Here is a 24601-nt window from a genome sequence, read left to right on the forward strand (position 1 = left end):
GTTTCAGGGGCAGAAGCCATGATTGACTTTGGACGGCGGGGGGTATTCCCCCCGCCCGCAAATCTCTATCGAATTCCAGTTCTTTACATATCAGGACTCTGGTCAGCCGGACGGCAGTGGGCGGAAAACGCTCAACTGCAGACGCCGCAACTGATCGGCTGGGCAAAGGGCCTGATCGAAGTGCTGCGGTCACGGATATTCGCTGGTCGACCCCGGCCAGTGGATCACTATGACGAGTCGCAGTCAGAGTTGTCGGCGTTCCTGCGGTCTTGCCGCCGGATTTTCTGGGCGCTAGCGGCATTCAGCGGCATGAGCAACCTTCTGATGCTCACCGGCTCGTTCTTCATGCTGCAAGTCTATGATCGGGTGCTGCCCGGACGCAGCATACCGACTCTTGTCGCTCTGTTGGCTCTGGCAACGGTGCTCTACCTGTTTCAGGGCGGGCTCGACTTCGTCAGGAGCAGGATCAGCGCCCGGGTGGGCCGGTATTTCGATGAAAGTCTCGGGATTCGCATCTTCGACGCTCTTGTTCGCCTGCCTTTGAAGACCAGAGCGGATGGCGACGGCCTGCAGCCGGTGCGGGACCTCGATCAGGTCCGCAGCTTCCTGTCGAGCGGAGGGCCGACGGCGCTCTTCGATCTGCCCTGGATGCCGATCTATCTCGGCGTCTGCTTCCTCTTTCACTCCTGGATTGGCATCACTGCGCTGGCTGGTGCGTTGGTGCTGGTCGGCATTACGATGCTCACGGAAACGCGTACCCGAGGTCCGGCAAAGGCGAGCTCGCGTCTTGCCATTTCGCGAACTGCCCTCGCGCTCGAGGGACGGCGCAACGCCGAAGTTCTGCAGGCCATGGGTATGCGGCAACAAGCGGCTTTGCGTTGGCAGGATGCCAACGCAAAGTACCTCGCAGCCCATGAACGGGCCAGCGATGTCGCAAACGGACTCGGTGGTGCCTCGAAGATTTTCCGCGCGATCTTGCAATCGCTGGTTCTTGCCGTTGGCGCCGTCCTCGTCATCAACCAGGAATCGACGGCCGGCATCATCATTGCCGGATCGATCCTCACCGCGAGGGCCCTTGCGCCTGTCGAAATGGCAATTGCGAACTGGAAGGGGTTCGTCGCGGCGCGCCAATCGGGACAACGGCTCGATTATTTGCTGAAGCTTCTTCCTCAGGAGGAGGAGCGGTTGGCATTGCCTGCGCCTGTGGAAACCCTTAGCGCCGAGAACCTCTATATCAGTGCTCCGAACTCCGAGAGACCCACTCTCAGCGAAGTGTCATTCCAGCTGCGGAGTGGGCAGGCGGTCGGAATCATCGGTCCGAGCGGATCCGGCAAGTCGACGCTGGCGCGTGCGCTGGTTGGCGTGTGGCCGTGCATTCGAGGCAGGATCCGGCTCGACAACGCCGCCCTCGATCACTGGTCTTCTGACGACCTCGGCAAGCACATCGGTTATCTGCCCCAAGACGTAGAATTGTTCGACGGCAGCATTGCGATGAACATTGCACGCTTCGACCCGAACGCAACCGCCGCCGCTGTTCTGGAAGCCGCCCGCGCCGCGGGCGCGCATGACCTCGTCCTCTCACTGCCGGACGGGTACAGCACGAAGATCGGCGAGGGAGGGCTGGCGCTGTCGGCGGGGCAGCGGCAGCGTATCGCGCTTGCGCGCGCTTTTTACGGCAAACCCTTCCTGGTCGTGCTTGACGAACCCTCTTCCAATCTAGATGCGGAGGGCGAGGAGGCTCTGACAGAGGCGATCCTGAACGTGCGACGCCGCGGAGGGATTGTGGCCGTTGTCGCTCATCGGCCGAAGGCGCTGGAAGGTGTGGACCATGTATTGTGCCTCGGCGAAGGCAGAGTTCAGTCCTTCGGCAAGCGAGAGGAGGTACTCAAGAGAGTGCTGCGGACTCCGGTGCCGCTGAAGGTCGTCGCAGAAGCTCAAGGAGGCGGCCGATGAACGATCAGATTGCGCCGGCGTTGCAGTCCATCCAACGTTACATGATCGTCGGAATGATCATGTTCGCTTTGGTGACTTTTGGGGTCGGCGGCTGGGCGACGACTTCCCAGTTGTCGGGCGCGGTGATCGCGCAGGGCGTGGTCGTGGTGGATTCGAGCGTCAAGAAGGTCCAGCACGCCACGGGTGGAATCGTCGGAGAGTTGCGCGTGCGCCAGGGCGATCGGGTCAATGCAGGCGACATTCTGATCCGCCTCGACGAGACGCAGACGCTCGCGAATGCGACGATCGTCACGAATAGCATCGACGAATTGCTGGCACGGCAGGCCCGTCTCGAGGCCGAGCGCGATAGTGCCGAACAGGTCGTGTTTCCAAAGGTACTGCTCGACCGGGCCAAAGAGAGCAACTCCGAGGCAAGCCGTGCAATCGCCGCGGAGCGGAAGCTGTTCGACCTGCGTCGTCAGGCGAGGAGCGGCCAAAAAGCGCAGTTGCAGGAGAAGAGCGCGCAGTTGGAGAACGAAATCAAGGGCTATATGGGGCAGACGGAGGCCAAGCAGAAGGAAGTGGAGTTCATCCGACAGGAGCTGGAGGGCGTGCGCAGCCTCTGGCAGAAGAACCTGGTGCCGATCACCCGGCTCAATTCCCTCGAGCGCGACTCCGCCCGCATCGAGGGCGAGCGCAGCCAGCTCGCAGGAATGATCGCTCAGTCGAAGGGCAAGATCTCCGAAATCGGACTCCAAATCATTCAGATCGACCAGGACCTCCGTACCGAGGTCGGCAAGGACCTGATCGAAACCCGCTCGAAACTCTCCGAGCTGGGCGAGCGCAAGACTGCGGCGGTGGATCAGTTGAATCGGGTCGATATCCGGGCGCCACAATCCGGTCGCGTCCACGAGCTCAGCGTCCACACGGTCGGGGGGGTGATCTCTCCGGGCGAGCAAATCATGCTGATCGTTCCTGACGCGGACTCGCTCGCGGTCGAAGTCAAGATCGCACCGAAGGATATCGATCAGGTCTACGTGGGGCAGACCGCGACAATGCGCTTCGCAGCATTCAACCAGAAGACCACGCCCGAAATCGACGGCGAGGTCAGCATGGTCTCGGCAGACATCACGCAGGATCAGCGTGCTGGCACGAGTTACTACACAGGCCGCGTCTTGCTGAAGACGGAAGAGCTGGCGAAGCTCGGCTCGGCCAAGTTGCTGCCCGGCATGCCTGTCGAGGCCTTTATCAAGACGGCGGGGCGGACCGCGTTGTCCTATCTGCTCAAGCCGCTACACGATCAGGCGCAGCGCGCATTCAAAGAGCGCTGAGCCCTTTGGATTTGAAACGACACAGCCCCGAGCGCACCCGCACTCGGGGCTGAGAGGAATCTCAAGAGTTTGTCCATTGCTGCGAATAACATTGATGTTCAAGACGAAAAAGAAGCCCAAATGAAAAGATAACGACGGGCTTGCAGGCGTGCCGTGAGCTGGGTGAACACCGAGGAGAGCTGCTCGCTGCGGATGGCTCGCCGCTCGTCGCATTGCATCCGAAGCCTATCGTTGGCTTCGACCGCCCGGAGCTCAAGATTGCGCCGCGAGATCGATCGAGTCGATGCGGGGCAGACCGCAACGTTGGCCGCATCAACGAGCACCGAGCTGACGACGAGCCCCTGCAATGCGGCTGGAGACGGACGGCGTGGCTTGAGGGGGCTCTGGCCGCCAGGAACGAGCCACAAGGGTGGACAGCTTTCGCCCCTTCGTCAGGCCTGATTGGGCGTGTCTGAGCAGCCGCCAGAGATTGGCTGGGGTGAGCCTGGCAGTACCGATCCACGTCGGCAGTGCCGACAGCAAAGCTCCGGCGCGCGCACGGACCGAGTATGGCGCGGGCTCGCTGTGTTGGCAGGCGGACCAGCTAACCGCCCGGCGGTGCAGCCCGCTCAGCACATCCATTCGCTTGCTGCGCAGAGTCATCGCTGTGACGAAGACAAGCAGGATGGCTTCAGCCCCCAAAATGACGAGCAGTTCTTCCGGCATGTGCAATCTCGATTGTGAGGCGGAGAGGTCGTTCGGAATACGATCTGCCGGAGGGCGCATTGAATCAACGATTAATTCGTGGGAATCGTTAAATTGGCGGCTTATTTCTGAACGCTGCGGAGCAGCTCATAGCGGCCGGCGATGCGGCCGGGCCGGGACGCGTCTGCGGGGGCGATCTGCTTGTTGGCTGTACTGAATAATGCGCAAACGCATTATTTCTTCCCGCCGCTTATATTTAATTGACAATTAAATTAAATAAATTAAAGATGAAATATGGTTGCCGCGGGACTGTCGGTGTCAGCCTGCCAGCGGATCCGAGCCTCAGTTTTGCGTTTGCGAGGGGATCGGCAGATGTATCGAACCTTCGGCTCCGTCGTGGCGGTCGCTATCATGCTCGGAGGAGTTCAATGGGCCGGGGCGGGGCGCATGTCCTTGCCGGCTACGCCGCGGTCAGGGCAGCACATCGAACTGGGAAACCCGACGCTGCCGCCCCTTGCGTACACGGTGTTCTGCCTGCGCTACGAGGCGGAATGTCTTCCGCCGCGCTCGTTTCGCGGTGGGCCGATCCGGCTGACCGAGGACCGCTGGGCGGCTCTGCAGGAGGTCAATCGCGCGGTCAATTTCGCCATCGTGCCGACGCGCAACGAGCTCGGCCTTGCCGGCGAGGAATGGGTCATCAACCCGAAGCACGGCGATTGCAATGACTACGCCGTGAGCAAGCGCCACGAATTGCTTCGACGCGGCTGGCCTGCGCGAGTCCTGCTACTGAGCGAAGTCGTCGTCAGTACCGGAGAGCACCACCTCGTGCTTCTCGTGCGCACGCGAAATGGCGATCTCGTCCTCGACAATCTATCACCCGAAATCAAACCATGGTCGCGCGTTCACTATCGCTGGGTTCGGGTGCAAATGCCACGCCACATTCTGTGGGCGAGAATCGAAGGGAAGGGAGCATGAACCCGACAACCATTCAGTGAAATATCTCTGGTTAAGATCGCCTGCGGTCTGAACGCGCAATTCCGCATGGTCGCAATCATTTGAAGGGGAAATCTGTGAAGAAATTATCGCGTTGGCGAGGCTTTAGCTGGGCGCAAATAGCCGCCGGCTTGTGTTACGCCGGTTCCGCACTGGCGGATCAAACACTTTCCTCCAGCCAAGCGGCAGGTCCTGCCTCCTCGCGGCTGCCTTCTCCTGCGTCGGCTCCTCCACTCTCATTTGATGACCCCCGCTTTGCTGGAAATACCTCCGAGCCATACACCCGTTACGGGAAGTTCTTCAGCAACGGTGAAGTCGTCGAGCATCGGTCCTGGGATCACAACAACGATGGAAGCTCCGTCGTTTGCGGGGATTGCACTCTGAAAAACTCCCGCATTCGATCCAACGAGGGATTCCGGTGTATTGGCTCCGACGGTATTGGCGGCATCAACATGGACGGCGTCTACATCGAAACCAAGGGTTTGCCGGGCGATCACGCAGACGGGCTTCAGTGTTATGATCCTGGCAAAACCAACGCCATCACGGTTCGCAATACAACATTCAAGACCTACAACAACACGAATGCAACGGCCGGTTTCTTCTACGCTGATGGATTGGGGGGCTCAGTTAGCTTTGAGAACGTCTTGTTCTGGGGCGGACCTTACGGGTTGCGAATGCATCCCGATGGCATGAACGTCACTGTTTCCCTTAAGGATGTGTATTTCGTTGGTCCGTTCCTGTACGGCGCATTTCTGATTAACAATGCGGGCGGCGGAACAATGACGATCACCAAATGGGAAAACGTCAGGAGTGCAACCATCGTCAATGGCCAGCTCGTCCCGGGGAGCTTGCTTCCTCAGCCTCGGATCCGCTGATCCATTTTCCTGCCCCAGTCCCGCGCGGCTTGCATTCTCGGATTAAGGTCGCTCGTCCGGAAATAACAACTTGCAAATTAAACCAATTTAACAATATAAATATTTAATCGTGGGTTCCAGTCGGTTATGCCATACAGAAGACGAGGAAGGCTGCGCGCACTTAGCATGGCCGAGCCGGGTCGCCAGGCACTCACCACATTGATGAGCCAATTCCGGATGGTTTGCCGACCATCAGGAAGGACGGGCCTGACAAATCGCGTTCGAGCAAGATGGTTGTCGAAGATGGGTTCGGTCGAACATTGAAGGGGGCCTGACGTATCGCATGAGGCTGAATCCCATGTCGGATGCAATTTATCGGGCCGCTGAGCCCGACATTTCGATCATCATCGTGAGCTACAACACGCGCACCATGACGCTCGAATGTATTCGATCTGTCTTGGCACAAACAACGACAGTACTCTACGAAGTCATCGTTTTCGATAACGCTTCAACAGACGGATCTCCGGAAGCCATTCGCGCAAACTTCCCTCAACTCGAGCTCATCGCGTCGCAAGAAAATCTTGGGTTTGCCGGCGCCAACAACATCGCCGCGATGCGGGCGCGGGGACGCCGGTTTTTGCTGCTCAACCCGGACACCCTGATCTTGAATCGCGCAATCGATCATCTGCACGAGTTCGCCGATGCGAATCCGCGCTTTGGGATCTGGGGCGGGCGCACCGTGCTGTCTGACGGCCGCTTGAATCCTGGCTCCTGTTGGGGAGATGCCACCTTATGGAGCATCTTCTGTTTTGCTACTGGTCTGACCAGCTTGAAGCGCAGCAGCTCGGTTTTCAATCCCGAAGGATACGGTGGTTGGAAGCGTGACAGCATTCGTGCAGTCGACATTGTCACGGGCTGCTTTCTTCTCATAGACCGCGAACTTTGGAAGCAACTTGACGGCTTTGATCCCGAGTTTTTCATGTACGGTGAAGAAGCGGACTTGTGCCGCCGGGCGCGCAAGCTTGGTGCATCCCCAACCATCACGCCTGCAGCTACCATCATTCATTACGGCCAGTCTTCCGAGCCCGATCAAGCAGAGCAACGCATCAAGGTCCTTGCCGGCCGGATCACGCTGCTGCGGCGTCACAATTCTGCTGCGACGATTCTCGCAGGCAAGACACTGTACATGCTTCTCCCCCTCCTGCGCTTGCTTGCGTACGGAACGGCCGGCCTGGTCTCCGGCAGAAGTGATCTGCGTGAAAAGGCGCGAAACTGGCGCTATGTCTGGCAGCATCGTCAACGCTGGGTGAATGGCTGGAGCAATGTCGGCGTGAGGAGCGCGCGCGGCAATCCGCGCAACAAGCTGCCAGAGGAGGTAGCGGCTGTGGAACGTCCGTTAGGGGACGCGTTATCCCGCTCGCGCCAGGGATAGCCACTGATGCGGCGCGACGTTACCATTGTGGTCTATCATCATATCGCGGACCGTGAAGACCCGTTAACCAGCAAGCTTGGAGTTGTTACAAGGCCAGAGGTTTTTGAGAAGCACGTCAAGTATTTCGCGCGTCATTTTGACGTGGTGAGCGGATCGGACCTTGTAAATGGCACTCTGCCGCGTAAACCTTTGCTGATCACCTTCGATGACGCATATCGCTCAGTTCTCGATACCGCAAGTACTGTCCTTAAAACGGCAAATGCACCTTCGCTGTTCTTCGTCAATCCGACAACGCTGCTGGGAAGCAGATTGCCAGTGGATAATATCTTATCGTTGGCAGCGGTGGTGCTCGGTAAACAGCAACTGATAGCTCTCCTGAACATCAACGAAACCGGACCAACATCAGTCCCTAGGCTCATCGCTAACGTGATTTCAAAATGGACTCAGGCGCAAATTGCCGAGGCGAAGCAGCAGCTGTGTACCGCAATGGGCACCAATGAATTGGAACTCCGGCGTACATCGAAGCTTTTTCTTAATATCACCGATATCAAGCGGTTTGCGAGCTTAGGGATAGAAGTAGGAAACCACTCGATGAGCCACACGTTCTTTCGTTCGCTTTCATCGAGCGAGTTGGAGACCGAGATCGTGCAAAGCCGAGAGCTTCTGGAGAAGTTATCGGGACAAACGGTTCAATGCCTGAGTATTCCCTATGGGAATGCATTGGACGCGACCGAAGGTGCGCTGCGCGCCGCACGGCGTAATCACAAGGCGATCTTTTTAGTGCATGCGAAAAGCAACCGCTTTAAACCGGCGGCTGACATTTTCTATCGGATTAGCCTGGGGAACGCCGCGCCAGAAGAGATTCCGTTCAAGCTCCGGATTATGCCTGTACTACGGTGTGCGAGAGATTGGCTATGGTAGCTGGGCAGCCCGAACAAAAGAGAATAGTGATTCTGACGCGGGATGGCCCAGAACATCGCTATGTCGCAAACATGCTTTGCGCTGGACTCGCCATTGACCGCATCATTGTGGACCGGTCAGCACGGAGAACAAGACTGCGGCGCGCCGTACGGAAGGGGTTGGTGCATTTCTTAGGAAAGGCAACCCGTGCTGTCTTTCTCAAGATGATTCGAGACGATGAGGCCCGGACCCGGTCACTTGAAAGTCTGTTGGGGCAAAAGGCTCAAACATTCTATGCATCTGATCGAATCGTCTATGTCGAGGGCATAAACGGCACCGCAAGCTTGGAAGTCCTGCGGCAGAGACGCCCCGATGCGATTCTTAGTTACGGCACGTCGGTCGTGAAGAATGCGGTCCTCGACTCTGCAACCGATATCTGCATCAATCTGCATACAGGTATTAGCCCCCAGTATCGCGGAACCGCGTGCAGCTTTTGGCCTGTAGTCAACGACGAGTTGGACATGCTCGGTGCGACCATTCACGAATGCACGTCCGGCGTCGACAGCGGGCCGATCTTTGAGACAGTGCATTCGAGATACGAACCAGGGGACGATTTGCATAGGATTTTTGGCCGAGCCGTGATGGTCGGTGCCGAAGCGTATGTACGAGTGGTTCAACGCTATGTGGCGGGCACCTTGAGCGGAGTTTCGCAAGATCTCAGTCTTGGGCGCGAGTACCGTGGAGCCGATTTGACCATTGGTCCGGAATTGGTGGCGCGACGCCGGCTCGCCCGTCTGAGGTCCATCGCCGAAATCTCGATCATTGGTCAAAACGACAGGTAGTTCGCTGACGGGCAATCGTGCAAAAGCTCGCCTTATCGACCGAAGTCGTAAGCCGCCCCAGCAGATCGTCATCGATGGGGAAAGCAGTGACCGGCGCCTGCTAGGACGACGCTGCGAGCCCCAGCGCCGTACCCGCTGAGGGGTCGACCCAACGTCGGATAGTGCCGTCAATCAAATTGGCCCCGTACATCCAGCCGTCGGGCCCCTTCTGCATGTCGACGATGCCTTGTACGTTGTCCACCAATTGGACGCTGGTGACCTGCCGGCTTGCGTTCAAGGTCGCAGCGAAGATCGTTCCGTTCTGGACATCGTCGAAAAAAATCGTGTTCTGATTATAGAAATCTCCCGCGGTAATCACGTGGGCATTGTCGGGGGCCCCATGGCTTAGAGACAGGATCGGAAATACCGCGGGCGGGTCTGACGTATTGTTCCGATTGCCATTGTTATAGAAGGTGATCGCCTGCGCGAGATTTTGGTAGCTGCCGGTCCTGTCGGGGCCTTCGAGATAGGGCCATCCAAAGTTCGAGCCGGCTGGCCCCGTATTCAGCTCTTCCCAGCTGTTCCAGCCCACATCTCCGAGCACAGGAAGATTGGTAACTGGATCGAAGCTGAAGCGGTACGCGTTGCGAACACCGTAGTAGAACACCTTCGACGCATTACTGTTTGGATCGCTTGCCTGATAGAACGGATTGCCGGGCACTCCCTCACCTGTAACGGGATCGATCCGCAACAACTTGCCCGATAGATTGTGGATGTCTTGGACGCGCACTCCCCGGGGGTCGACGAAGTTGTACGACACGCCATCGCCGACGGTGAGGTAGAGATAACCGTCCGGGCCGAAATGAACAGCGCCTACGCCGTGCGAATCGCTATCAGTCGCCAGATAGTCACGAATGTTTTGGTTCTGGATGCCGGTCCGGTCCGGATCGTTGTCCTGCGATCCACTCTCGATCTGGCTCGCCGGAGCTGTGATCGTGGTGCCGTTGACGATGCCGGAAGGAGCGATGCTCGGATCGCCTGTGCTGTTTACGTCGGGACGGCTCGTATAGGCCCAGATGCTGTTCTTTCCGACCAGCACTACCTCGCTCGCCGGATCGGCAATCATTGTGGTTGGGTCAACGGTGACCCTCACCAGGCGAGCCGGTCGGTTGCCGGCCTGATCGGGGCCGGCAAGGCCAGGCTGGCCCGCCGTTTCGGGTGGATCGTAGGTATAGAGCAGGTAGACATAGGGGTTCGTTGCGAAATTCGGGTTCACCGCGATACCCAGCAGTCCGCGATCATTGACGTCATTTACCTCGCTCGAAATGTCGATCAGCGGAGTTGATCGAAGTTCTCCGTTGTCCACCACACGCACCACACCGTCCTTTTGGGCAATCAGCATGTAGCGGCCGTCTGGAGTCCAATCGATCGCCGTTGGCCCGCCGGCATACCCCTGGCCCAGTCCCGTCACGTACGTCTCGCCCGCCAGATTGCCGAGATTGGGGTTGTCATTATCCAGGATTTTCACAGTCGTCGTTGTCTCGGCGCCGAGAGTGGCACCGGTTGGGTTGCTCAACGTGACCGTGAAGGTCTCATCATTCTCCGGTGTCGCATCATTGAGGATCGGTACCGTGATCGTCTGGGTCACCTGGCCAGCAGCGAAAGTCACCGTGCCTGACGAGGCGGTGTAGTCGGAACCCGCGAGGGCGCTGCCGTTGCTTGTCGTGAAGCCGACAGTAGCTGTTTGGCTGGTGCTGCCGCTGCGCAGCAGCGTAATCGTTGCCGTCGGTGTATTCTCGGTAACGCTTATCGCCGCGTCCGCCATTGAGATCGCGACGGGCGAGTCGTTGTCGATGATGGTCACGAGCACTGTGCGCGGGGTCCCGAGGGAACCGGAACCGGGATTCTGAAGCCCGACCGCGAACGTCTCGTTACCCTCGGTGAGCTGATCTTTCACAATTGAGATGGTGAAGCTCTTGGTGCTCTCTCCGGGGTTGAAGACGACCTGACCAGTGTTCGACCGGCCATTAAACGTGGGCTGGATGAAGTCCTCGCCCGCGGTAGCTGTGCCGCCGGTGCCGATTTCGTTCGTCGTGTACTCCACGGTTGCTTGAGATTGGAGGTCGCCGGAGCGTACGACGGTGATGGTAGCCATCCCTCCCGTCTCACTGACATAGACTGTGGAACTGCTAAGTAGTGAGATGACGTTGCCCGCAGCGAACACGACGTCGCGGAAATAGTTTGCATTCTGATAGACATTGGTGGGGAAGGCGCCCTTGGACAGGTCGAAGAGGCCGGCACCCACCGGGGCGTTCAGGCCACCATTGCTGATGGCTGAGGCGAAGCCCTGCGTGGTGGAGACGTAGTTGCTGTTGATGTTGACGGAGACGATGTAGGTCGTGCCGGCCTGGATGGTCAGGGGCGTGGCGAGCGCCTGCTGCTGCCAGCCCGATGCGCCTTCGTTGGTGAACGTGACCGTCGCCAGCTCCTGGCCGGTAGCCGACCAGATGTGGCCGATATGCGTGCCCGTCTCGCTCGGAGCCTTGTAGTACCGGATTGCCTGGATCGAGCCGGAGGTGTCGCTGGTGAAGCGCATCCCCAACTCATAACCTACTCCGTCGCTGGCATTGGTGATGACAGGCGTCTGGGTGGTGAACAGCGTAGTGGTGGCACTCGCAGCGGCAACCGTCGCCGTGGCCGCGCTGGTCACGTTCTCGCTGGCGCCGAACAGGTCGGTGTAGGTGGCATTCACGCGGATCCGCTTGCCGACCAGGCTGCTATCGAGGGTGAGGCTCGAGGTCGTGGCGGCCAGGTTCGTCCAAGTGGTGCCGTCGGGGCTGCTCTGCCAGTGATAGGTGATGCTGGCGGGCGCGCCGTCGGGGTCCGTGACGCTGGCCGTCAGGATCTGGTTCTGGGTCGCGGTGCCGTTGATCGTGACAGCGCCGGGGTCGTTGACGTTGGCCACTGTCGTGGCGGTCGCGGTGCTCACCGGGGCCTCGGTGCTGCCCGAGAGGTCCGTGTAGCTGGCGGTGACCCGTATGAAGCTGCCGACCTGAGCCTGCCCGAGGACCAGCGTGCTCGCGGTCGCGCCACTGATGTTGCTCCACGAGTTGCCGTTCGCACTCTGCTGCCACTGATAGGAGACGGTGCCCGGCACTCCGTCCGCATCGCTCACGGTCGCGGTCAAGGTCTGGTTCTGCGTCGGCGTCCCGCTGACGCTTACCACACCGGGGCGGTTATTGGGCCGTGACGAGCCCGCAGCGAACACGACGTCGCGGAAATAGTTTGCATTCTGATAGACATTGGTGGGGAAGGCGCCCTTGGACAGGTCGAAGACGCCGGCACCCACCGGGGCGTTCAGGCCACCATTGCTGATGGCTGAGGCGAAGCCCTGCGTGGTGGAGACGTAGTTGCTGTTGATGTTGACGGAGACGATGTAGGTTGTGCCGGCCTGGATGGTCAGGGGCGTGGCGAGCGCCTGCTGCTGCCAGCCCGATTCGCCTTCGTTGGTGAACGTGACCGTCGCCAGCTCCTGGCCGGTGGCCGACCAGATGTGGCCGATATGCGGGCCCGTCTCGCCCGGGGCCTTGTAGTACCGGATTGCCTGGATCGAGCCGGAGGTGTCGCTGGTGAAGCGCATCCCCAACTCATAACCTACTCCGTCGTTGGCATTGGTGATGACAGGCGTCTGGGTGGTGAACAGCGTAGTGGTGGCACTCGCAGCGGCAACCGTCGCCGTGGCCGCGCTGGTCACGTTCTCGCTGGCGCCGAACAGGTCGGTGTAGGTGGCATTCACGCGGATCCGCTTGCCGACCACGTCAGTTGTACTCCCCCAGCTAGCCAGCGTGATCAAACGCTATCTAAAGTAGCAACACCAACTGTGCGGGTTGTAGTTTTGATCGCGGCAGTCATGTTGGTTCATATTAACAATATTTAAATAACATTAAAAATATTAAATCGGAAGCGATTTATGCCTTTGGAGTAGCGCCGTTCGTCAACTTCTCTTGAGCTTGAAGGCAGGCGCGCGTCACGGATCTCGTGCACTCAGCGGGATGTGCCGTTTGCCCAGCTTCGAACGCACTCGCGATGTCCAACTCTTATGGTTCCATCCGCTTCGCGATTAGGTCGGCGAACTCACCCAGATTCCGCGCCGCCTCGACCTCGCCAACGCGAAATCGAACGCGAAACTTCTGCTCGACGGCGATCACGAGCGAGATCTGCATGAGCGAGTCCCACTCATCGACGTCCGCCGCCGAGAGCTCGGGGGTGGCCGCGATCTTCTCGAGGAAGATTCCGTCGAATACTTCCTGCAACTTCGCTAATACCTCAGCCTGCTTCATAGGCTCTCCGGGCAACATCTATCTTTGTCGAACGCACCTGATACTTCCTCACCTCCAGCTCGAACTCTTTTCGGGTTGCGGAGTCTTCCGTACGCGCGAAACCAAACTCCTCGTAGAATTCGGCGACGATACGGTTCTTGGTCGTCGGAAGATAAATGACGCGCACTGTCATGCAACCGGCCACCTCTGCGAGTCGAAAAATCTCATACATGATCTTGTCCTCGACCTGGCGCTTCAGCACGCGGCAACTCATGAGCCAGATATCGAGAACGAAGACGCCGCCATCGATCTTTGCAATGACTACGGAGATGAGCCCGGAATCACCGAATAGATCCTCCACCCGCATCGTGAAGCACCGGTAGTCCGGCCTTCCCAGGAGCGCCTAATGCGGCTTGCATTATGTGGCTTTAGACGCAAGCTGAACTCGCGCTGGACAGCCGAACGCCTTTGCACCCGCGGGAATGTCTCTATCGACGAACGAGTTCGCGCCTACAATGGCGCGGTCGCCGATGGTTGTACCCATCTGAATCACCGAATTCGGCCCGATGTAGACTCCATTGCCGATCGAGGTGGGCGCGCAATCGATGGGATCCCGGCCGAGCGAAATTGAGCGGTTTACCGTGTGATGCGTGTAGATTTGAACGCCAGCAGAGATGGAGCACCAATCGCCGATCTGCAAATCTCCACCTGAACCATCCAGAATACATCCCGGTCCAATCCAGGTATTCCGTCCGACCTTGACGCGCCCAAGAACGAGCACGTTGTCGTACATCGTGCTGCCCTCTCCAAAGCCATATGCTGCGGCGTTATCCTCGCGCTCGGTGAGAAGGTCTCCGATCGACACCCTCCGATCGAACTGCTTCCTCTTGCGAGCTGCCAGAGCCTGCAAGAACTCGCGCGCGATGGCGAGCCACTGGTCCAAATTGTGATCAGACATGCTGGGATCGAGCTTTGAATGCATCAGAAAAGCCCATTTGCGTCGTCGTCAATTGACTCGTACCGACGGCGTCCATCTAAAATCGACGGCCTTCGCGGAGTGGACATGAGGTACCTGCCCGGGCGAACCGCCGATTCAAAAATTAGAGTTATATTTTTGGGATTTCAATTATTTTTAGTATCGCGTTGTTTTGGTCCCGGACCGCCGTCAATCAACCGCCTCGAATCAAAGAACGCTTGGCCGCTCGCCGGCATCGGTTTCCCCTGTTCAGCGTGTGTCCACGCTGCGTTTTCGTGCATTCCTTTCGAAGGAATAGCTCCCGGGACATGGCACGCTAGTGGCGTGGACTTGCGGAAGGTGGCAATTAAATTGGTTGAATTAACACATTTAACTTGCGATGCATCCAAATCCGCTTATTTTCTATGACCATCGCAGGGAGAGCGCCGATGAACCCGACTGACTCCAATAGTGAAGACCGCCGTGAGTTCTTGAGAAGCTGTGGAAAATTTGCCGCCGTCACTCCTCCCGTGATGACGCTGCTGCTTTCGACCTCTCTGACCTCGTCCGCCATCGCTAGTTCTGGCGGAAAAGTTGTGCAGGGCAATAATGGCAAGGGCAACGGTGGTGGGGACGGCAGTCCTAACGGGAAAGAAGATAGCACTCGCTAAAGTGGCGCCTGGCGGCCCAGCCCTGACACCACCGTCCAGGGGACCGGTCGGAGGTTCAGCCGGCCCGGCGGCGCCGTTGTGCGGACGGGCGGTCGATCAGGAGATCGTTTAGCTTCTTGCCGGCGCGAAGCTGCGCCTTCAGCCATCGAGGCTGCTTACCACGGCCGGACCAGGTTTCGGACGGGTTCTTAGGGTTCTGATACTTCGGCAGCACGGGAGGGTAGGGGCGGCGTGCACGTCCCTCGGTCTGCCCCCCGGTCTTACCTTCGATCTTGCGAAGCCGCTCTTCGAGCTTGGCTTTTTCCGCGGTCATCCTGCGACTAAGAACAGCAGTGACCTCATCGTAGAGTCGCCACAGCTCAGCTGTGGTCATAGATGCCCAATCATCGTTCTCCATGGAAGCCGTCCCCACTACCTCCGAACCGAAACAGGAGGGGGGCTTATCAGGTCAAACCGGGGTCCGGCAAGCACGATCACCCGTGCCGCTGCGCCAGTGTGCGTGGTGGTCGGAGTTACCGGCTGGGCCCGTGCCTCCGAACCAGCGGTCGCTTCGCCCTCCGCCCCCGGGCTCGTCGCCTCGGCGCAAGCAATCGCTGCTCGGCCTTCGACACGCGGCTACGCAAGTTCTGCAATTCAGTGAATTGAATGATGAGAGCCTGATGAGTTTGACGCAAAACTGCTGAAGAATACATGTGACCACCTACTCATTGCCAACGATGCCCTCCATGACCGCTCATTGAAGTTGCTGAATTGACGAATATGCAGCTCCAATATGGGTGACCGGATTTCGTCGTTGCTACACTGGCTGCGCGACGCAGCCGTTTTCGTGCTTTACTAACCAGCTTCGCCTTGATGAATAGTATTACTTTTCCTCCCTTCAATAACGTGGCTTTTTGAACGATCTCGTGTTCGTCGAAACTTCGTCGAATGTTAGATTTGAATCGTGAATGACCCAATATATCGTTGGTAATAACGGTGCCAACGAAGTTAATTGGATGTTGACCATCATGACACAGCAGCCGATCCGTGCGCCTAGACATTCTATGGGAGAATTTTCTGATCGAATCTATCATGCGTTGTCGAAATTTGGCTTTCGTCTACAAGCTTGCGGCCTCGAATGTTGAGCACCGCATTCTTACGGTGCTGCGCATACTTGCCGGTCAAGTTACCGTGGCGCAGTCGTCGAACGTTCGGCTGTCTAGGATTTGAGACTGTGTGACATTGTCGCCGAGCGGACCCGTCATCCTCGCGTTTCGAAGAAATTGTTGGATTAAACGGCTGCACGGGGGGTTGTTAGCGATAGGCAGGGGAAGCATGCACCGCACCAGAATTGTCATCGCGGATCGACATCCAATCGTTTTGCAAGGGATCAGGAGCGTTCTTGCAGCGCAGCGTGATTTTACGATCGTTGCGTCCTGCAGCGATGGCGCAAGCTGCAATGAGGCAATCCGATTTCTTGTGCCGGACGTCGCGCTCGTCGATGCTGCACTGCCTGATGTCAGCCGGCAGCAGATCCTCGCTCCCGCAAACGCTTCAGGCCCAAGTCCCGCGGTAGTCTTTTTCGCCGGTGTCGCGGCGGATTGTGAGTTGCAAAGGCTGGCCTTGGAGGGCGCCTGCATCGTCCTCTCGAAGGATTCGGATGCCGAGATGCTGGTCTCAACCCTGCGGAAAGCCGCCCAGGGCCAAGCAGCGGCCTCGCCGAGCGCATGGCTAGCCAATGATGAGGCCCGCCCCGATGAGAAGCCCCTGGCACAACTGACGGACCGGGAGCGGCAAATCATGCGGCTTGTGTCGGAGGGTCTATCGAACAAGGAGATTGGACGTCGGTTGAACCTTGCCGACGGTACGATCAAGGTCCACCTTCATCATATCTTCCAAAAGCTGGACATCAGCAATCGCACGATTCTCGCGGCATTGGCGATTTCGCGAAACGAGCTGCATGCCGCGTCACGTAAGATGGATCCCCCTGATCTGTTGCATCAGGATCCGGCGAGCGTGAAATAATGGGAGTGTCTGGCTCTTCCGAACGTGCGCGGGGGTTATCGTGGCGCCAGAAGCCCGGCCATGTCGCTGCAGGCCCCTTCGGCCTCGGCTAACGTTCGAAAGGGCGAACCGCCAATCTTGATTGCGGCTTGGTTTTTGTGGAGCGGACGCCAACTCGCCAAATAGCCGGCGCGGCCATGAAAGCCGGGGCCTCTCGGGCTTCCGAAGCTGATCACGAACGAGAAGCCCTCGCTGGTTGCGCTCCAGATCTCCATGTCGCGGACAGACCGGTGGAATTGCAGTGGCATCGTCATCATCATCCGTTGCAATCGAGCCCTGCGCTCGACGTCCGTTAAAACGCAAATTAATCGTATTAAATGGCGAGCGCAACTCCGAAGCTGCGCCCGAAGGCCAGGAAGTACAGGAACGAGTACGGAAATTGCCCACGATCAATTGACGGCGCACGTCAAGAAACACCACTCACATAAAGAAAATTATCGGTTGAAAATAAATTTAATGTATAATACCGTAATTAATATTTTAAACCGAGGAGAGCGTGTTGTGACCCGGGACGGCAACGAAGATGACCACCGGCGGGCGTTCTTGAAAACCTGCGGAAGATTTGCGGCCGTCACACCCCCAGTGATGACTCTGCTTCTATCCACTTCCCTGACCTCAGGAGCCATTGCAAGCTCGGGGGGCCTGCGTGGAGTGACGCAGAAGGATGGGAGGCAATCGTCGTTCTTCGATAACGACCGGTCGTCCGTATCGGGACCGGGGAGCTCCAGCGGCGGGTCAACAGGGGGCGGGGGAGCCCCTGGCGGGGGCTCTGCTAAATCATCTCGCGCCGGAGGAGGGGCAGCCGGTGGCGGATCCGGCGGTAGCGGCGGGTCTGGCGGTGGCGGAGGCAGTGCGAAAGGGCCTTTCGCAACCGGCGGCAGCTCTGGAATTCCAAACGCAAGTGGTGGGCTCGATTGCGCAGAAGAAGACGAGGAAAAGCGCAAGGCCGAGTGTCCGGGAGCTAACACCAGGATTTCGAGTGCAGCCGAATCCAGCCGATAGCAGTCTTCTCAGCCCATGCGTGAGCCTGCGGCGCCGTACGGTTTGGCAGGGCTGGACCTTTCTTAAACTCCGGCCGAGTCGTCCCTTGTTGCACCGCCGCAGCGCGATTTGCGGTGTAAACACTGCCAAATGTTCATGCGATTGTGGTGAATTACATACTTTTCCTGACCTTATGCGACTTCTTCTCAAGACCTCGATCAGGAGCGTGTCATGAATATCCGCGTTCGAGCGGAGAGTCCTGCGGCGCTGCTTCGAGAACGTCTCGAGGCGCTGGTGGCAGAGCTTGCGGAACTTGAAAAGCTCAGAGAGCGGGTAGGTCGAGAGGAGAATCTTCAGCGCAAGCTGCGCAAGGCGGGCAGCGCCAACAACCCCGCTCGGACCGCGGGTGGGCCTTCCGGCTTCGCACAGGCAAAGCTCATGGCCATACCGCTCATTCGCAAGAAGTCGGGCTGTTGTGACGAGCGTCCCAAGGCGAGTGGATGACAGGAATTTTCGTCCATTGTTCGCTTCGGCCGGGAGCCGCCGCAAAGTCGAAAAAAATGCCGCGCAGGATCGGACGTTTGCAGCGACCGAGCCTCGCGCGGTTTGCCGAATGGCGCGGGCACATGCGGGGTGGTTCGCGAAAACGAACTGGTTCTAAGAGCCTGTCCCGGCTATTCGGCCGCCAGGCGAGCGGGAGGCGCTCCGCGCTGGAGGCCTATGAACGAGCCCGACCGTGCTCTGCGAGACGATCCGATCGATTCTGCGGCTCATGACCTTGTAGCATTCGCATGCCATGGCTTCGAGCCGCGGCCGATCGATTTCAAGCTGGCCACGTCGATTGGATCTTAGTGCTCTTGATGTCCGCATTGTGCTCACGACATGTGTGACGGTGGTGCGGCGGACGCCCAACAATTCCGACAACGTTTCTTGGGTCAGCGGGAGGAGATCGCTGCCATTTGCCCGATCGTGAATGTGAAGCAGCCAGCGCGCCAAGCGGGCTTCGACGGAATGTAATGCGTTGCAGGCAGCCACGTGCTGGAGTTGCGTCAGCAACGATCTCGTGAACACTTGCACCATCGCTGCGACGGCGGGGCTGCAATGTTGCGCTGTCAGGAATTGCGCAGGCGAGATCTGCAGCGCGGTCCCGGCGATGCGAGCAACGGCCGTCACGGGCGAGTGGGATGCGCCAAGCGCTGACGTCAGACCCACAGCCCCTTCATGCCCCACTATCGTCGTGGCGACCGTCTGCCCGTTCGGCAACTCCATGATAGTGGCTATCGCGCCGCTCAGGGGGAAGAGAAGATGTTCGATCCGATCGCCTGATCGGACGAGCACCGTATCGCGCTCGATCCCGATCTTCCGTAGATGAGGTGCAAGCAAAGCAAAATCCGCCGGCGGCAACGCTGCTAACAACCGATTACCAACCCTGGTCGCGTGGTCCATCATGGGATCAACCCCCCGACGGATGTTCGGCGCGAGAACTCATGCCGGCTCGTCAAGCTGCTGTCCGGCGTGCAGCTCAACAGCAGTCAACTGGCAACCACAGATATGGTTCCTGCGATGAAGGCCAGCACGCGCTGGTCCGCCATTCAAGGGACGGCCTGCGCCCGCGACTCCAGCTTGCGCTTATACGGACCTGTCGCGGACCTGCAATTGATGTCGTCGACTCGCCGACGGCAGCCTGCGCTGCGGCTGAACAGCATCCCAGCCAACGATCATTCTCCGAACAGCTGATCGGCCTTGAGTTGTGAAGCGCGCAGGCGCGCATCGCGAGCGCGCTCTGAAAGTCTCGTCTCAGGGAGGGCCAATTTCCAAGATGGTGTTCTGGCCGCCGGGGGACCAAAAGCGTTGGAATGACGGCCGTGAGCCGTTCGTGTGCCCCACTCGAAGCCCACCCAACGGCCTGGCGTCGCCGTACTGTTCGGCAAAAGGATAGGACTTACGGCAAATGGGCACATTTGCACGTCAAATTCGCGATTTTAGATATGGTTAAACCGGATTAAATCTCTTTCTTTATTCTATTCGTTGTATTTTAATGACCTCACTCGGTCTCGGCTATATGCCGAAGGACATAGACGGCCGGGTCGAGGCAGGGTCCATGTTAGACACGTCTGCGAAAGAGCGGATATTCAAGCCCATCCGGCTTGTGATCGTCGATCGACAGCCGATGGTTCTACGGGGGCTTGAGTCGGTACTCGGGGCACAGCCGGACTTCGACGTCATCGCGTCGTGCAGCGACGGGACAAGCTGCATCCAAGCGATGCGGAATTTGACACCCGACGTTGCACTTCTTGCTGACACCCTGCCAGATCTAACGGCATCCGAGATCCTCGTCATTGCGAAAGCTGATCGGCTGCCCACGCGCCTGGTGTTCTTTACAGATTCCGACACGGACCACGATCTAACCTTGGCCATCGCTGCTGGCGCGTGTGATGCAATCGCGAAGCATGTTGCACCGGACGCTGTGCTGCGATCGCTGCGACTGATGACGAAGCGTAGCTTTTTGGAGCAGTCCGATCTCTCGCCAACCGTCGAGAAAACCGACAGCAGCAAAATCGACAACCTACTGGAGCTATTGACGCCGCGCGAACGTCAAATTGTACGACTGGTGTCAGAAGGAATGTCGAACAAGGAGATCGCGCACCAGCTAAACGTTTCAGATGGAACCGTTAAAGTACACCTGCACAACATATTTCAGAAGCTTGAAATAACCAACAGGACGGTGCTCGCCACCCTCGCATTGCTACAACGCCCGTCCGGGTTCGGAATGCTCTCGCTGGCTCTCCTGGCGGTCGCCATTGCGGACGAACTCAAGGCGTCGGAGGCAAACGACATTCTTCCGCATGACGACAGCACCGGCCCCGCGGTGGAGTATGCCGAATATGAGCTCTGGAAGCGAGCTATCCTCCGTCACGCCATCGTCGCGGACTCCGACGAAAAGCCGTCGCTCACTCAGAGAGGCGTTTTTGTCGGGGCGAGCCAAATCTCGACCGCGGCCTCGGCAATGGAAGCGCCTCGCACCGCTGAGCAATCCGCAGGCTCGAAATCGTGGAAGGACTACAGTTCTGTTGGATCAAGCACGCCCGGTTTGGCCACACCTTCCCTGCGAGGAATGAACGACGCGAAGATTGGAGGTGATTCCACCGAGGAACATCTATTCTCGCGGCTGACATCCAATCCGACTTTGATTCACGGAGGGTATGGTACTTTCGCCACTCTCACCGGTGCGTTGATCTACACACTCAGCGATCCCCATTTGGCATTGCCGTCGCATGACCCGGCCAAAGCGCCGCTCGACAGCTTCGTGGACGTTACCGGATACAATGCGGCCACCAAACTGGCTGCGATCACCAATGCCGACGATCATCATGTAGATGATTCAGTCCCGGGTTTCCTTGCGCAGGCTTCTCGCCTGCCTTCCGCGTTTGTGGCCGCTGAAAATGAAAGCGCCGCCGGAGAAGGCACTCGGGGCCACTCGAGTGATGGTACCGTAGGGGAGACTCTCCAAAAACTTGCCGGCCTCGTGCACTTCAGTCACGATGCCGGTAGTAGCGGATATAGCCACGATCAGCTGATGGGCGGCAACGTCGCTGAAAACGTTGTTCATCGCGACCCGACCGATTCCAGTTCTACCTCTTCCGACTCTGTCTTCAACTTCGCGTCTGGGCCGAGCAGGATCAATCTTGCGGCTTTCGGAGCCCTTGCCAGGCTTCATATGACAGCAGCAAGCAAGTCCATACCGCCACACACCGTCGCTTGGATCTTCAACTCCACAACCAATGAAACGATCGTCTATGTGAATGCGACCGATCATGGTCTGGAGATCGGAGACCGCGACCTGTTGGAAATCCATCTGCCGGGAATTGTATCCATCGCAGAATCGGATTTTGTCGGCCAGCCGACAGCCGCGGCGGCCGCTCTCACGTTGGAGCAGCTCGAAGAAGCGCTGACATCCGTGATTGCAATCGAAGCTATTCTGAGTACCGACAGTGCCCATGCAAGTATCGGGACGAGAGAGAGCACATTCGGGACCGCTGGAGTTTGGGACAGTCTGGCTGATGCCGGCTTGAGGACTGAATTCGCGCCGGCCCGCACAACGGAAGAGAGCGTCGATGGGACCGAGGGGTCGGCTCGCATATCACCGATCGTGCTTGCTCATGCTGCAGCGGTAACGGAAGTTGAAAGTCTTACATTGAAGAGTCAGCGGAACGATGCAGGCACCGGCCCCAGCATCGCAGCGGCCGGTAGCGCGGGCGGCAGTAACTCACAGCATGTTCTGGAGCCATGGCCTGCAAAGGAAACAGGTGCGGAGCAGACGGACGGTGGCTTCATACCTGGGAGTGATGTCGGTGATGAGAACGAGCATCAATCCCCGGCTTCGGATCCTTCGGGAAGGTCAGGGAAGACGGCAGAAACAGGCAGCGCGGAACATGGCAAGCCGGTGCATTCAACCTCTAAAAACGCATCGGAAGCAGCCGATTTTGGTGAATCGAGCCTCGCGACAGCGCACAGGGACGACCGCGAAGGGCCGCAGCACGCTCCCGAGCAAATGTCTGCAATGGCCGGCGCCAGAGATACGGCCGACGTGAAGTCCATACCGGGCAATCGCGCTGGCAAGGACAACGCGCATGATTCATTGGCTTCGGACGATTGGTCAGGGCCAGCAAGAGCGGCCGAACCAGGCGGCCGGGACCACAGCAACTCGCACGCGTCGGAGCGAGGGTCGGCAAAGGCAGCCACGGAGACGGCCGAAGCGAAGTCCATGCCGGACAATCGCGCCGGGAAGGACAACGCGCATGATCCACCGGCTTCGGACCGTTCGTCAGGGTCAGCGAAAACGGTCGAACCAGGCGGCCTAGACCACAGCAACTCGCACGCGTCGGAGCAAGGGCCGGCAAAGGCAGCCACGGAGACGGCCGAAGCGAAGTCCATGCCGGACAATCGCGCCGGCAAGGACAACGCGCATGATCCACCGGCTTCAGACCGTTCGTCAGGGTCAGCGAGAACGGCCGAACAAGGCGGCCTGGACGACAGCAACTCGCACGCGTCGGAGCGAGGGTCGGCAAAGGCGGCCACGGAGACGGCCGAAGCGAAGTCTATGCCGGACAATCGCGCCGGCAAGGACAACGCGCATGATCCACCGGCTTCGGACCGTTCGTCAGGGTCAGCGAGAACGGCCGAACCAGGCGGCCTGGACGACAGCAACTCGCACGCGTCGGAGCGAGGGTCGGCAAAGGCGGCCACGGAGACGGCCGACGTGAAGTCAATACCGGGCAATCGCGCCGGCAAGGACAACGCGCATGATTCACTGGCTTCGGACGATCCGTCGGGGTTAGTGAAAACGGCCGAACCAGGCGGTCTGGACGACAGCAACTCGCACGCGTCGGAGCGAGGGTCGGCAAAGGTGGCCACAGAGACGGCCGAAGTGAAGTCCATCCCGGGCAATCGCGCCGGCAAGGACAACGCGCATGATCCACTGGCTTCGGACGATTCGTCAGGGCCATCAAAAGCGGCCGAACCAGGCGGTCTGGACCACAGCAACTCGCGCGCGTCGGAGCGAGGGTCGGCAACGGCGGCCACCGAGACGGCCGAAGCAAAGGCGACACCGGGCAATGGCCTCGGCAATGACAATGAGCATCATTCCTGGACTCCAGCCTATACGCGCGAGTCAGCGAAGATGGCAGAGCCCAGCGGCGTGGAGCAGAGTAACAAATGGGAGCATTCGACCTCTGCTCACGGCCCGAAGGCTGACGAAAGTGTTGCAACGGCGGAGCCGGAGCCTGTAAAGGCGACAACCACCGAGTTGGCTGAAACTGTCTTCATGTCCGAGAAGAGTGTCGGTGAGGGCGACAATCATCGTGCATCGGACGCAAGCGCGTCGGCAGCAGTGGCCACGGCAAAACTGGCTGACCTGCAGCATAGCAACTCAGGATACAATTCACACTCGGCCTCCACAAAGGCATCAGCAGCAGCCGAGATCGCCGAATCGAGCGCCACAAAAGGCGATAGTGCAGGGAACGGAAACTCGCAGCACGCTACGCAACCTGCTGCAATCGCATCGGTGGCCGCACAGCCGGCTAAAGCTGCGTTCGAGACCGGCGGCGCCGATCAAGATCGGGTGTTCCGCTTCGACAGCGACGCAACTCCTTTCACTCCCATCGTCAGGATTGAACCTAGAGAGGTCCACATTCCGCTCGATCCACGCGCCAAGCCCGATCAGGCGGCCACCCTCGATATCCTCGTCAAAATCCTACCCAACGCACTGGACGATCCCGCGGCCAACCATGGCAATAACGGACCCCATCACGCCCCTGTAGCTGCGCATCATGACCTGCTGATTTGAAATGTTGCATTGTCTCGCGAGCAGGACGCAGGGCCGATGTTGAACAGCCTGCTCCGCATACTGGTCGGTTGATATGCGGCCTGGATCCTTGAGTGGCCGGCCGTGGGACCAACCGTGCCGTGGGACAGCGCGATCTCTCGAAAAACGCCACCCGACAAGACGCGCCCTGGGTGGCCTTCCTGAAAGATATTCTTAGACTTGAAATGCCCCTGATGCATTGATAGTCCTCGATAACTCATTGAAATCGCAGAAAATGCGACCGCCCTCCGAGCGCACCACCTCGCGCTGCACGCCGCGATTCGGAACCAAAGCCCTCGCCTCGCATTCGCAACTGGTCGC

Annotated in this window: 19 protein-coding genes and 1 pseudogene; 12 read left to right on the forward strand and 8 right to left on the reverse strand. The window is 58.8% G+C overall.

The features are described from left to right. The first annotated feature begins 18 nt into the window (after window positions 1-18). Both I6F33_RS26520 and I6F33_RS26525 read left to right on the forward strand, forming a co-directional pair. Window positions 19-1953, forward strand: coding sequence for a type I secretion system permease/ATPase (locus tag I6F33_RS26520; RefSeq protein WP_225144591.1), 1935 nt, complete (start codon window positions 19-21; stop codon window positions 1951-1953). Beyond that, window positions 1950-3263, forward strand: a complete 1314-nt coding sequence (locus I6F33_RS26525; protein WP_225144592.1) for an HlyD family type I secretion periplasmic adaptor subunit — start codon at window positions 1950-1952, stop codon at window positions 3261-3263. Before I6F33_RS26520 ends, I6F33_RS26525 begins: the two co-directional genes overlap by 4 nt. 312 nt (window positions 3264-3575) lie before the next feature. Here I6F33_RS26525 and I6F33_RS26530 read toward each other — a convergent pair whose 3' ends face one another. Then, window positions 3576-3968, reverse strand: coding sequence for a hypothetical protein (locus tag I6F33_RS26530; protein ID WP_225132511.1), 393 nt, complete (start codon window positions 3966-3968; stop codon window positions 3576-3578). Window positions 3969-4319: 351 nt separating this feature from the next. On the opposite strand from I6F33_RS26530, the gene I6F33_RS26535 reads away from it, so the two are divergent. The 5 genes from I6F33_RS26535 (at window position 4320) to I6F33_RS26555 (ending at window position 8968) form a co-directional block, all read left to right on the forward strand. After that, on the forward strand, window positions 4320-4922 hold the full coding sequence (locus I6F33_RS26535) for a transglutaminase-like cysteine peptidase (RefSeq protein WP_225144593.1): 603 nt from the start codon (window positions 4320-4322) through the stop codon (window positions 4920-4922). A gap of 95 nt (window positions 4923-5017) precedes the next feature. After that, window positions 5018-5815 carry a hypothetical protein gene (locus tag I6F33_RS26540; RefSeq protein ID WP_128265386.1) on the forward strand — a complete coding sequence of 266 codons (798 nt, stop codon included), beginning with the start codon at window positions 5018-5020 and terminating at the stop codon, window positions 5813-5815. Window positions 5816-6152: 337 nt separating this feature from the next. Beyond that, window positions 6153-7226, forward strand: coding sequence for a glycosyltransferase family 2 protein (locus I6F33_RS26545; RefSeq protein WP_081493014.1), 1074 nt, complete (start codon window positions 6153-6155; stop codon window positions 7224-7226). A gap of 6 nt (window positions 7227-7232) precedes the next feature. Continuing rightward, window positions 7233-8147, forward strand: a complete 915-nt coding sequence (locus I6F33_RS26550) for a polysaccharide deacetylase family protein (RefSeq protein WP_225132508.1) — start codon at window positions 7233-7235, stop codon at window positions 8145-8147. Further along, window positions 8141-8968 carry a formyl transferase gene (locus I6F33_RS26555; RefSeq protein ID WP_225132507.1) on the forward strand — a complete coding sequence of 276 codons (828 nt, stop codon included), beginning with the start codon at window positions 8141-8143 and terminating at the stop codon, window positions 8966-8968. Before I6F33_RS26550 ends, I6F33_RS26555 begins: the two co-directional genes overlap by 7 nt. Before the next feature lie 100 nt (window positions 8969-9068). Here I6F33_RS26555 and I6F33_RS26560 read toward each other — a convergent pair whose 3' ends face one another. From I6F33_RS26560 to I6F33_RS26575, 4 genes are all read right to left on the reverse strand, one after another. Next, on the reverse strand, window positions 9069-12764 hold the full coding sequence (locus tag I6F33_RS26560; protein ID WP_225144594.1) for a DUF4082 domain-containing protein: 3696 nt from the start codon (window positions 12762-12764) through the stop codon (window positions 9069-9071). A 280-nt stretch (window positions 12765-13044) separates the two neighbouring features. After that, entirely contained in the window at window positions 13045-13287 is a 243-nt protein-coding gene (locus tag I6F33_RS26565; protein ID WP_036025692.1) for an acyl carrier protein, read from the reverse strand. After that, window positions 13274-13633, reverse strand: a complete 360-nt coding sequence (locus tag I6F33_RS26570; RefSeq protein ID WP_225132505.1) for a hypothetical protein — start codon at window positions 13631-13633, stop codon at window positions 13274-13276. Before I6F33_RS26570 ends, I6F33_RS26565 begins: the two co-directional genes overlap by 14 nt. 51 nt (window positions 13634-13684) lie before the next feature. Next, window positions 13685-14248: a DapH/DapD/GlmU-related protein gene (locus tag I6F33_RS26575; protein WP_225132504.1), complete on the reverse strand. Its 564-nt coding sequence runs from the start codon at window positions 14246-14248 to the stop codon at window positions 13685-13687. Between the two features lie 422 nt (window positions 14249-14670). On the opposite strand from I6F33_RS26575, the gene I6F33_RS26580 reads away from it, so the two are divergent. Further along, window positions 14671-14892 (forward strand): hypothetical protein, encoded by a 222-nt coding sequence (locus I6F33_RS26580; RefSeq protein WP_225132503.1) that lies wholly within the window; start codon window positions 14671-14673, stop codon window positions 14890-14892. 55 nt (window positions 14893-14947) lie between these two features. On the opposite strand, the gene I6F33_RS26585 is transcribed toward I6F33_RS26580, so the two are convergent. After that, the gene (locus I6F33_RS26585) at window positions 14948-15289 is read right to left on the reverse strand and encodes an H-NS family nucleoid-associated regulatory protein (RefSeq protein ID WP_036025684.1); all 342 of its coding nucleotides are present in this window, start codon (window positions 15287-15289) and stop codon (window positions 14948-14950) included. A gap of 917 nt (window positions 15290-16206) precedes the next feature. Here I6F33_RS26585 and I6F33_RS26590 point away from each other — a divergent pair. Continuing rightward, the gene (locus tag I6F33_RS26590; protein WP_057029413.1) at window positions 16207-16896 is read left to right on the forward strand and encodes a response regulator transcription factor; all 690 of its coding nucleotides are present in this window, start codon (window positions 16207-16209) and stop codon (window positions 16894-16896) included. A 35-nt stretch (window positions 16897-16931) separates the two neighbouring features. On the opposite strand, the gene I6F33_RS26595 is transcribed toward I6F33_RS26590, so the two are convergent. Beyond that, window positions 16932-17192, reverse strand: coding sequence for a hypothetical protein (locus I6F33_RS26595; RefSeq protein ID WP_225144655.1), 261 nt, complete (start codon window positions 17190-17192; stop codon window positions 16932-16934). A 199-nt stretch (window positions 17193-17391) separates the two neighbouring features. Between I6F33_RS26595 and I6F33_RS26600 the strand changes: the two are divergent. Both I6F33_RS26600 and I6F33_RS26605 read left to right on the forward strand, forming a co-directional pair. Continuing rightward, window positions 17392-17796, forward strand: a pseudogene (locus I6F33_RS26600) (hypothetical protein); the annotation flags it as partial. A gap of 351 nt (window positions 17797-18147) precedes the next feature. Then, the gene (locus I6F33_RS26605; RefSeq protein ID WP_036013665.1) at window positions 18148-18420 is read left to right on the forward strand and encodes a hypothetical protein; all 273 of its coding nucleotides are present in this window, start codon (window positions 18148-18150) and stop codon (window positions 18418-18420) included. A gap of 153 nt (window positions 18421-18573) precedes the next feature. Here I6F33_RS26605 and I6F33_RS26610 read toward each other — a convergent pair whose 3' ends face one another. Then, window positions 18574-19365, reverse strand: a complete 792-nt coding sequence (locus I6F33_RS26610; protein ID WP_036025682.1) for a Crp/Fnr family transcriptional regulator — start codon at window positions 19363-19365, stop codon at window positions 18574-18576. A gap of 652 nt (window positions 19366-20017) precedes the next feature. On the opposite strand from I6F33_RS26610, the gene I6F33_RS26615 reads away from it, so the two are divergent. After that, window positions 20018-24262: a LuxR C-terminal-related transcriptional regulator gene (locus I6F33_RS26615; RefSeq protein ID WP_225144595.1), complete on the forward strand. Its 4245-nt coding sequence runs from the start codon at window positions 20018-20020 to the stop codon at window positions 24260-24262. The last annotated feature ends 339 nt before the right edge of the window (window positions 24263-24601 follow it).

This window comes from Bradyrhizobium sp. BRP20, from assembly GCF_020194215.1.
Classification (GTDB): Bacteria; Pseudomonadota; Alphaproteobacteria; order Rhizobiales; family Xanthobacteraceae; genus Bradyrhizobium; species Bradyrhizobium yuanmingense.

Excerpts from the sequence above, each read along its gene's own strand:
- I6F33_RS26580 (WP_225132503.1), top strand. The coding sequence starts at position 14,671 with ATGAACCCGACTGACTCCAATAGTGAAGACCGCCGTGAGTTCTTGAGA.
- I6F33_RS26565 (WP_036025692.1), bottom strand. The coding sequence starts at position 13,287 with ATGAAGCAGGCTGAGGTATTAGCGAAGTTGCAGGAAGTATTCGACGGA.
- I6F33_RS26585 (WP_036025684.1), bottom strand. The coding sequence starts at position 15,289 with ATGGAGAACGATGATTGGGCATCTATGACCACAGCTGAGCTGTGGCGA.
- I6F33_RS26575 (WP_225132504.1), bottom strand. The coding sequence starts at position 14,248 with ATGCATTCAAAGCTCGATCCCAGCATGTCTGATCACAATTTGGACCAG.
- I6F33_RS26610 (WP_036025682.1), bottom strand. The coding sequence starts at position 19,365 with ATGATGGACCACGCGACCAGGGTTGGTAATCGGTTGTTAGCAGCGTTG.
- I6F33_RS26570 (WP_225132505.1), bottom strand. The coding sequence starts at position 13,633 with ATGCGGGTGGAGGATCTATTCGGTGATTCCGGGCTCATCTCCGTAGTC.
- I6F33_RS26615 (WP_225144595.1), top strand. The coding sequence starts at position 20,018 with ATGTTAGACACGTCTGCGAAAGAGCGGATATTCAAGCCCATCCGGCTT.
- I6F33_RS26550 (WP_225132508.1), top strand. The coding sequence starts at position 7,233 with ATGCGGCGCGACGTTACCATTGTGGTCTATCATCATATCGCGGACCGT.
- I6F33_RS26545 (WP_081493014.1), top strand. The coding sequence starts at position 6,153 with ATGTCGGATGCAATTTATCGGGCCGCTGAGCCCGACATTTCGATCATC.
- I6F33_RS26605 (WP_036013665.1), top strand. The coding sequence starts at position 18,148 with ATGAATATCCGCGTTCGAGCGGAGAGTCCTGCGGCGCTGCTTCGAGAA.
- I6F33_RS26595 (WP_225144655.1), bottom strand. The coding sequence starts at position 17,192 with ATGATGACGATGCCACTGCAATTCCACCGGTCTGTCCGCGACATGGAG.
- I6F33_RS26530 (WP_225132511.1), bottom strand. The coding sequence starts at position 3,968 with ATGCCGGAAGAACTGCTCGTCATTTTGGGGGCTGAAGCCATCCTGCTT.
- I6F33_RS26535 (WP_225144593.1), top strand. The coding sequence starts at position 4,320 with ATGTATCGAACCTTCGGCTCCGTCGTGGCGGTCGCTATCATGCTCGGA.
- I6F33_RS26520 (WP_225144591.1), top strand. The coding sequence starts at position 19 with ATGATTGACTTTGGACGGCGGGGGGTATTCCCCCCGCCCGCAAATCTC.
- I6F33_RS26590 (WP_057029413.1), top strand. The coding sequence starts at position 16,207 with ATGCACCGCACCAGAATTGTCATCGCGGATCGACATCCAATCGTTTTG.
- I6F33_RS26525 (WP_225144592.1), top strand. The coding sequence starts at position 1,950 with ATGAACGATCAGATTGCGCCGGCGTTGCAGTCCATCCAACGTTACATG.
- I6F33_RS26555 (WP_225132507.1), top strand. The coding sequence starts at position 8,141 with ATGGTAGCTGGGCAGCCCGAACAAAAGAGAATAGTGATTCTGACGCGG.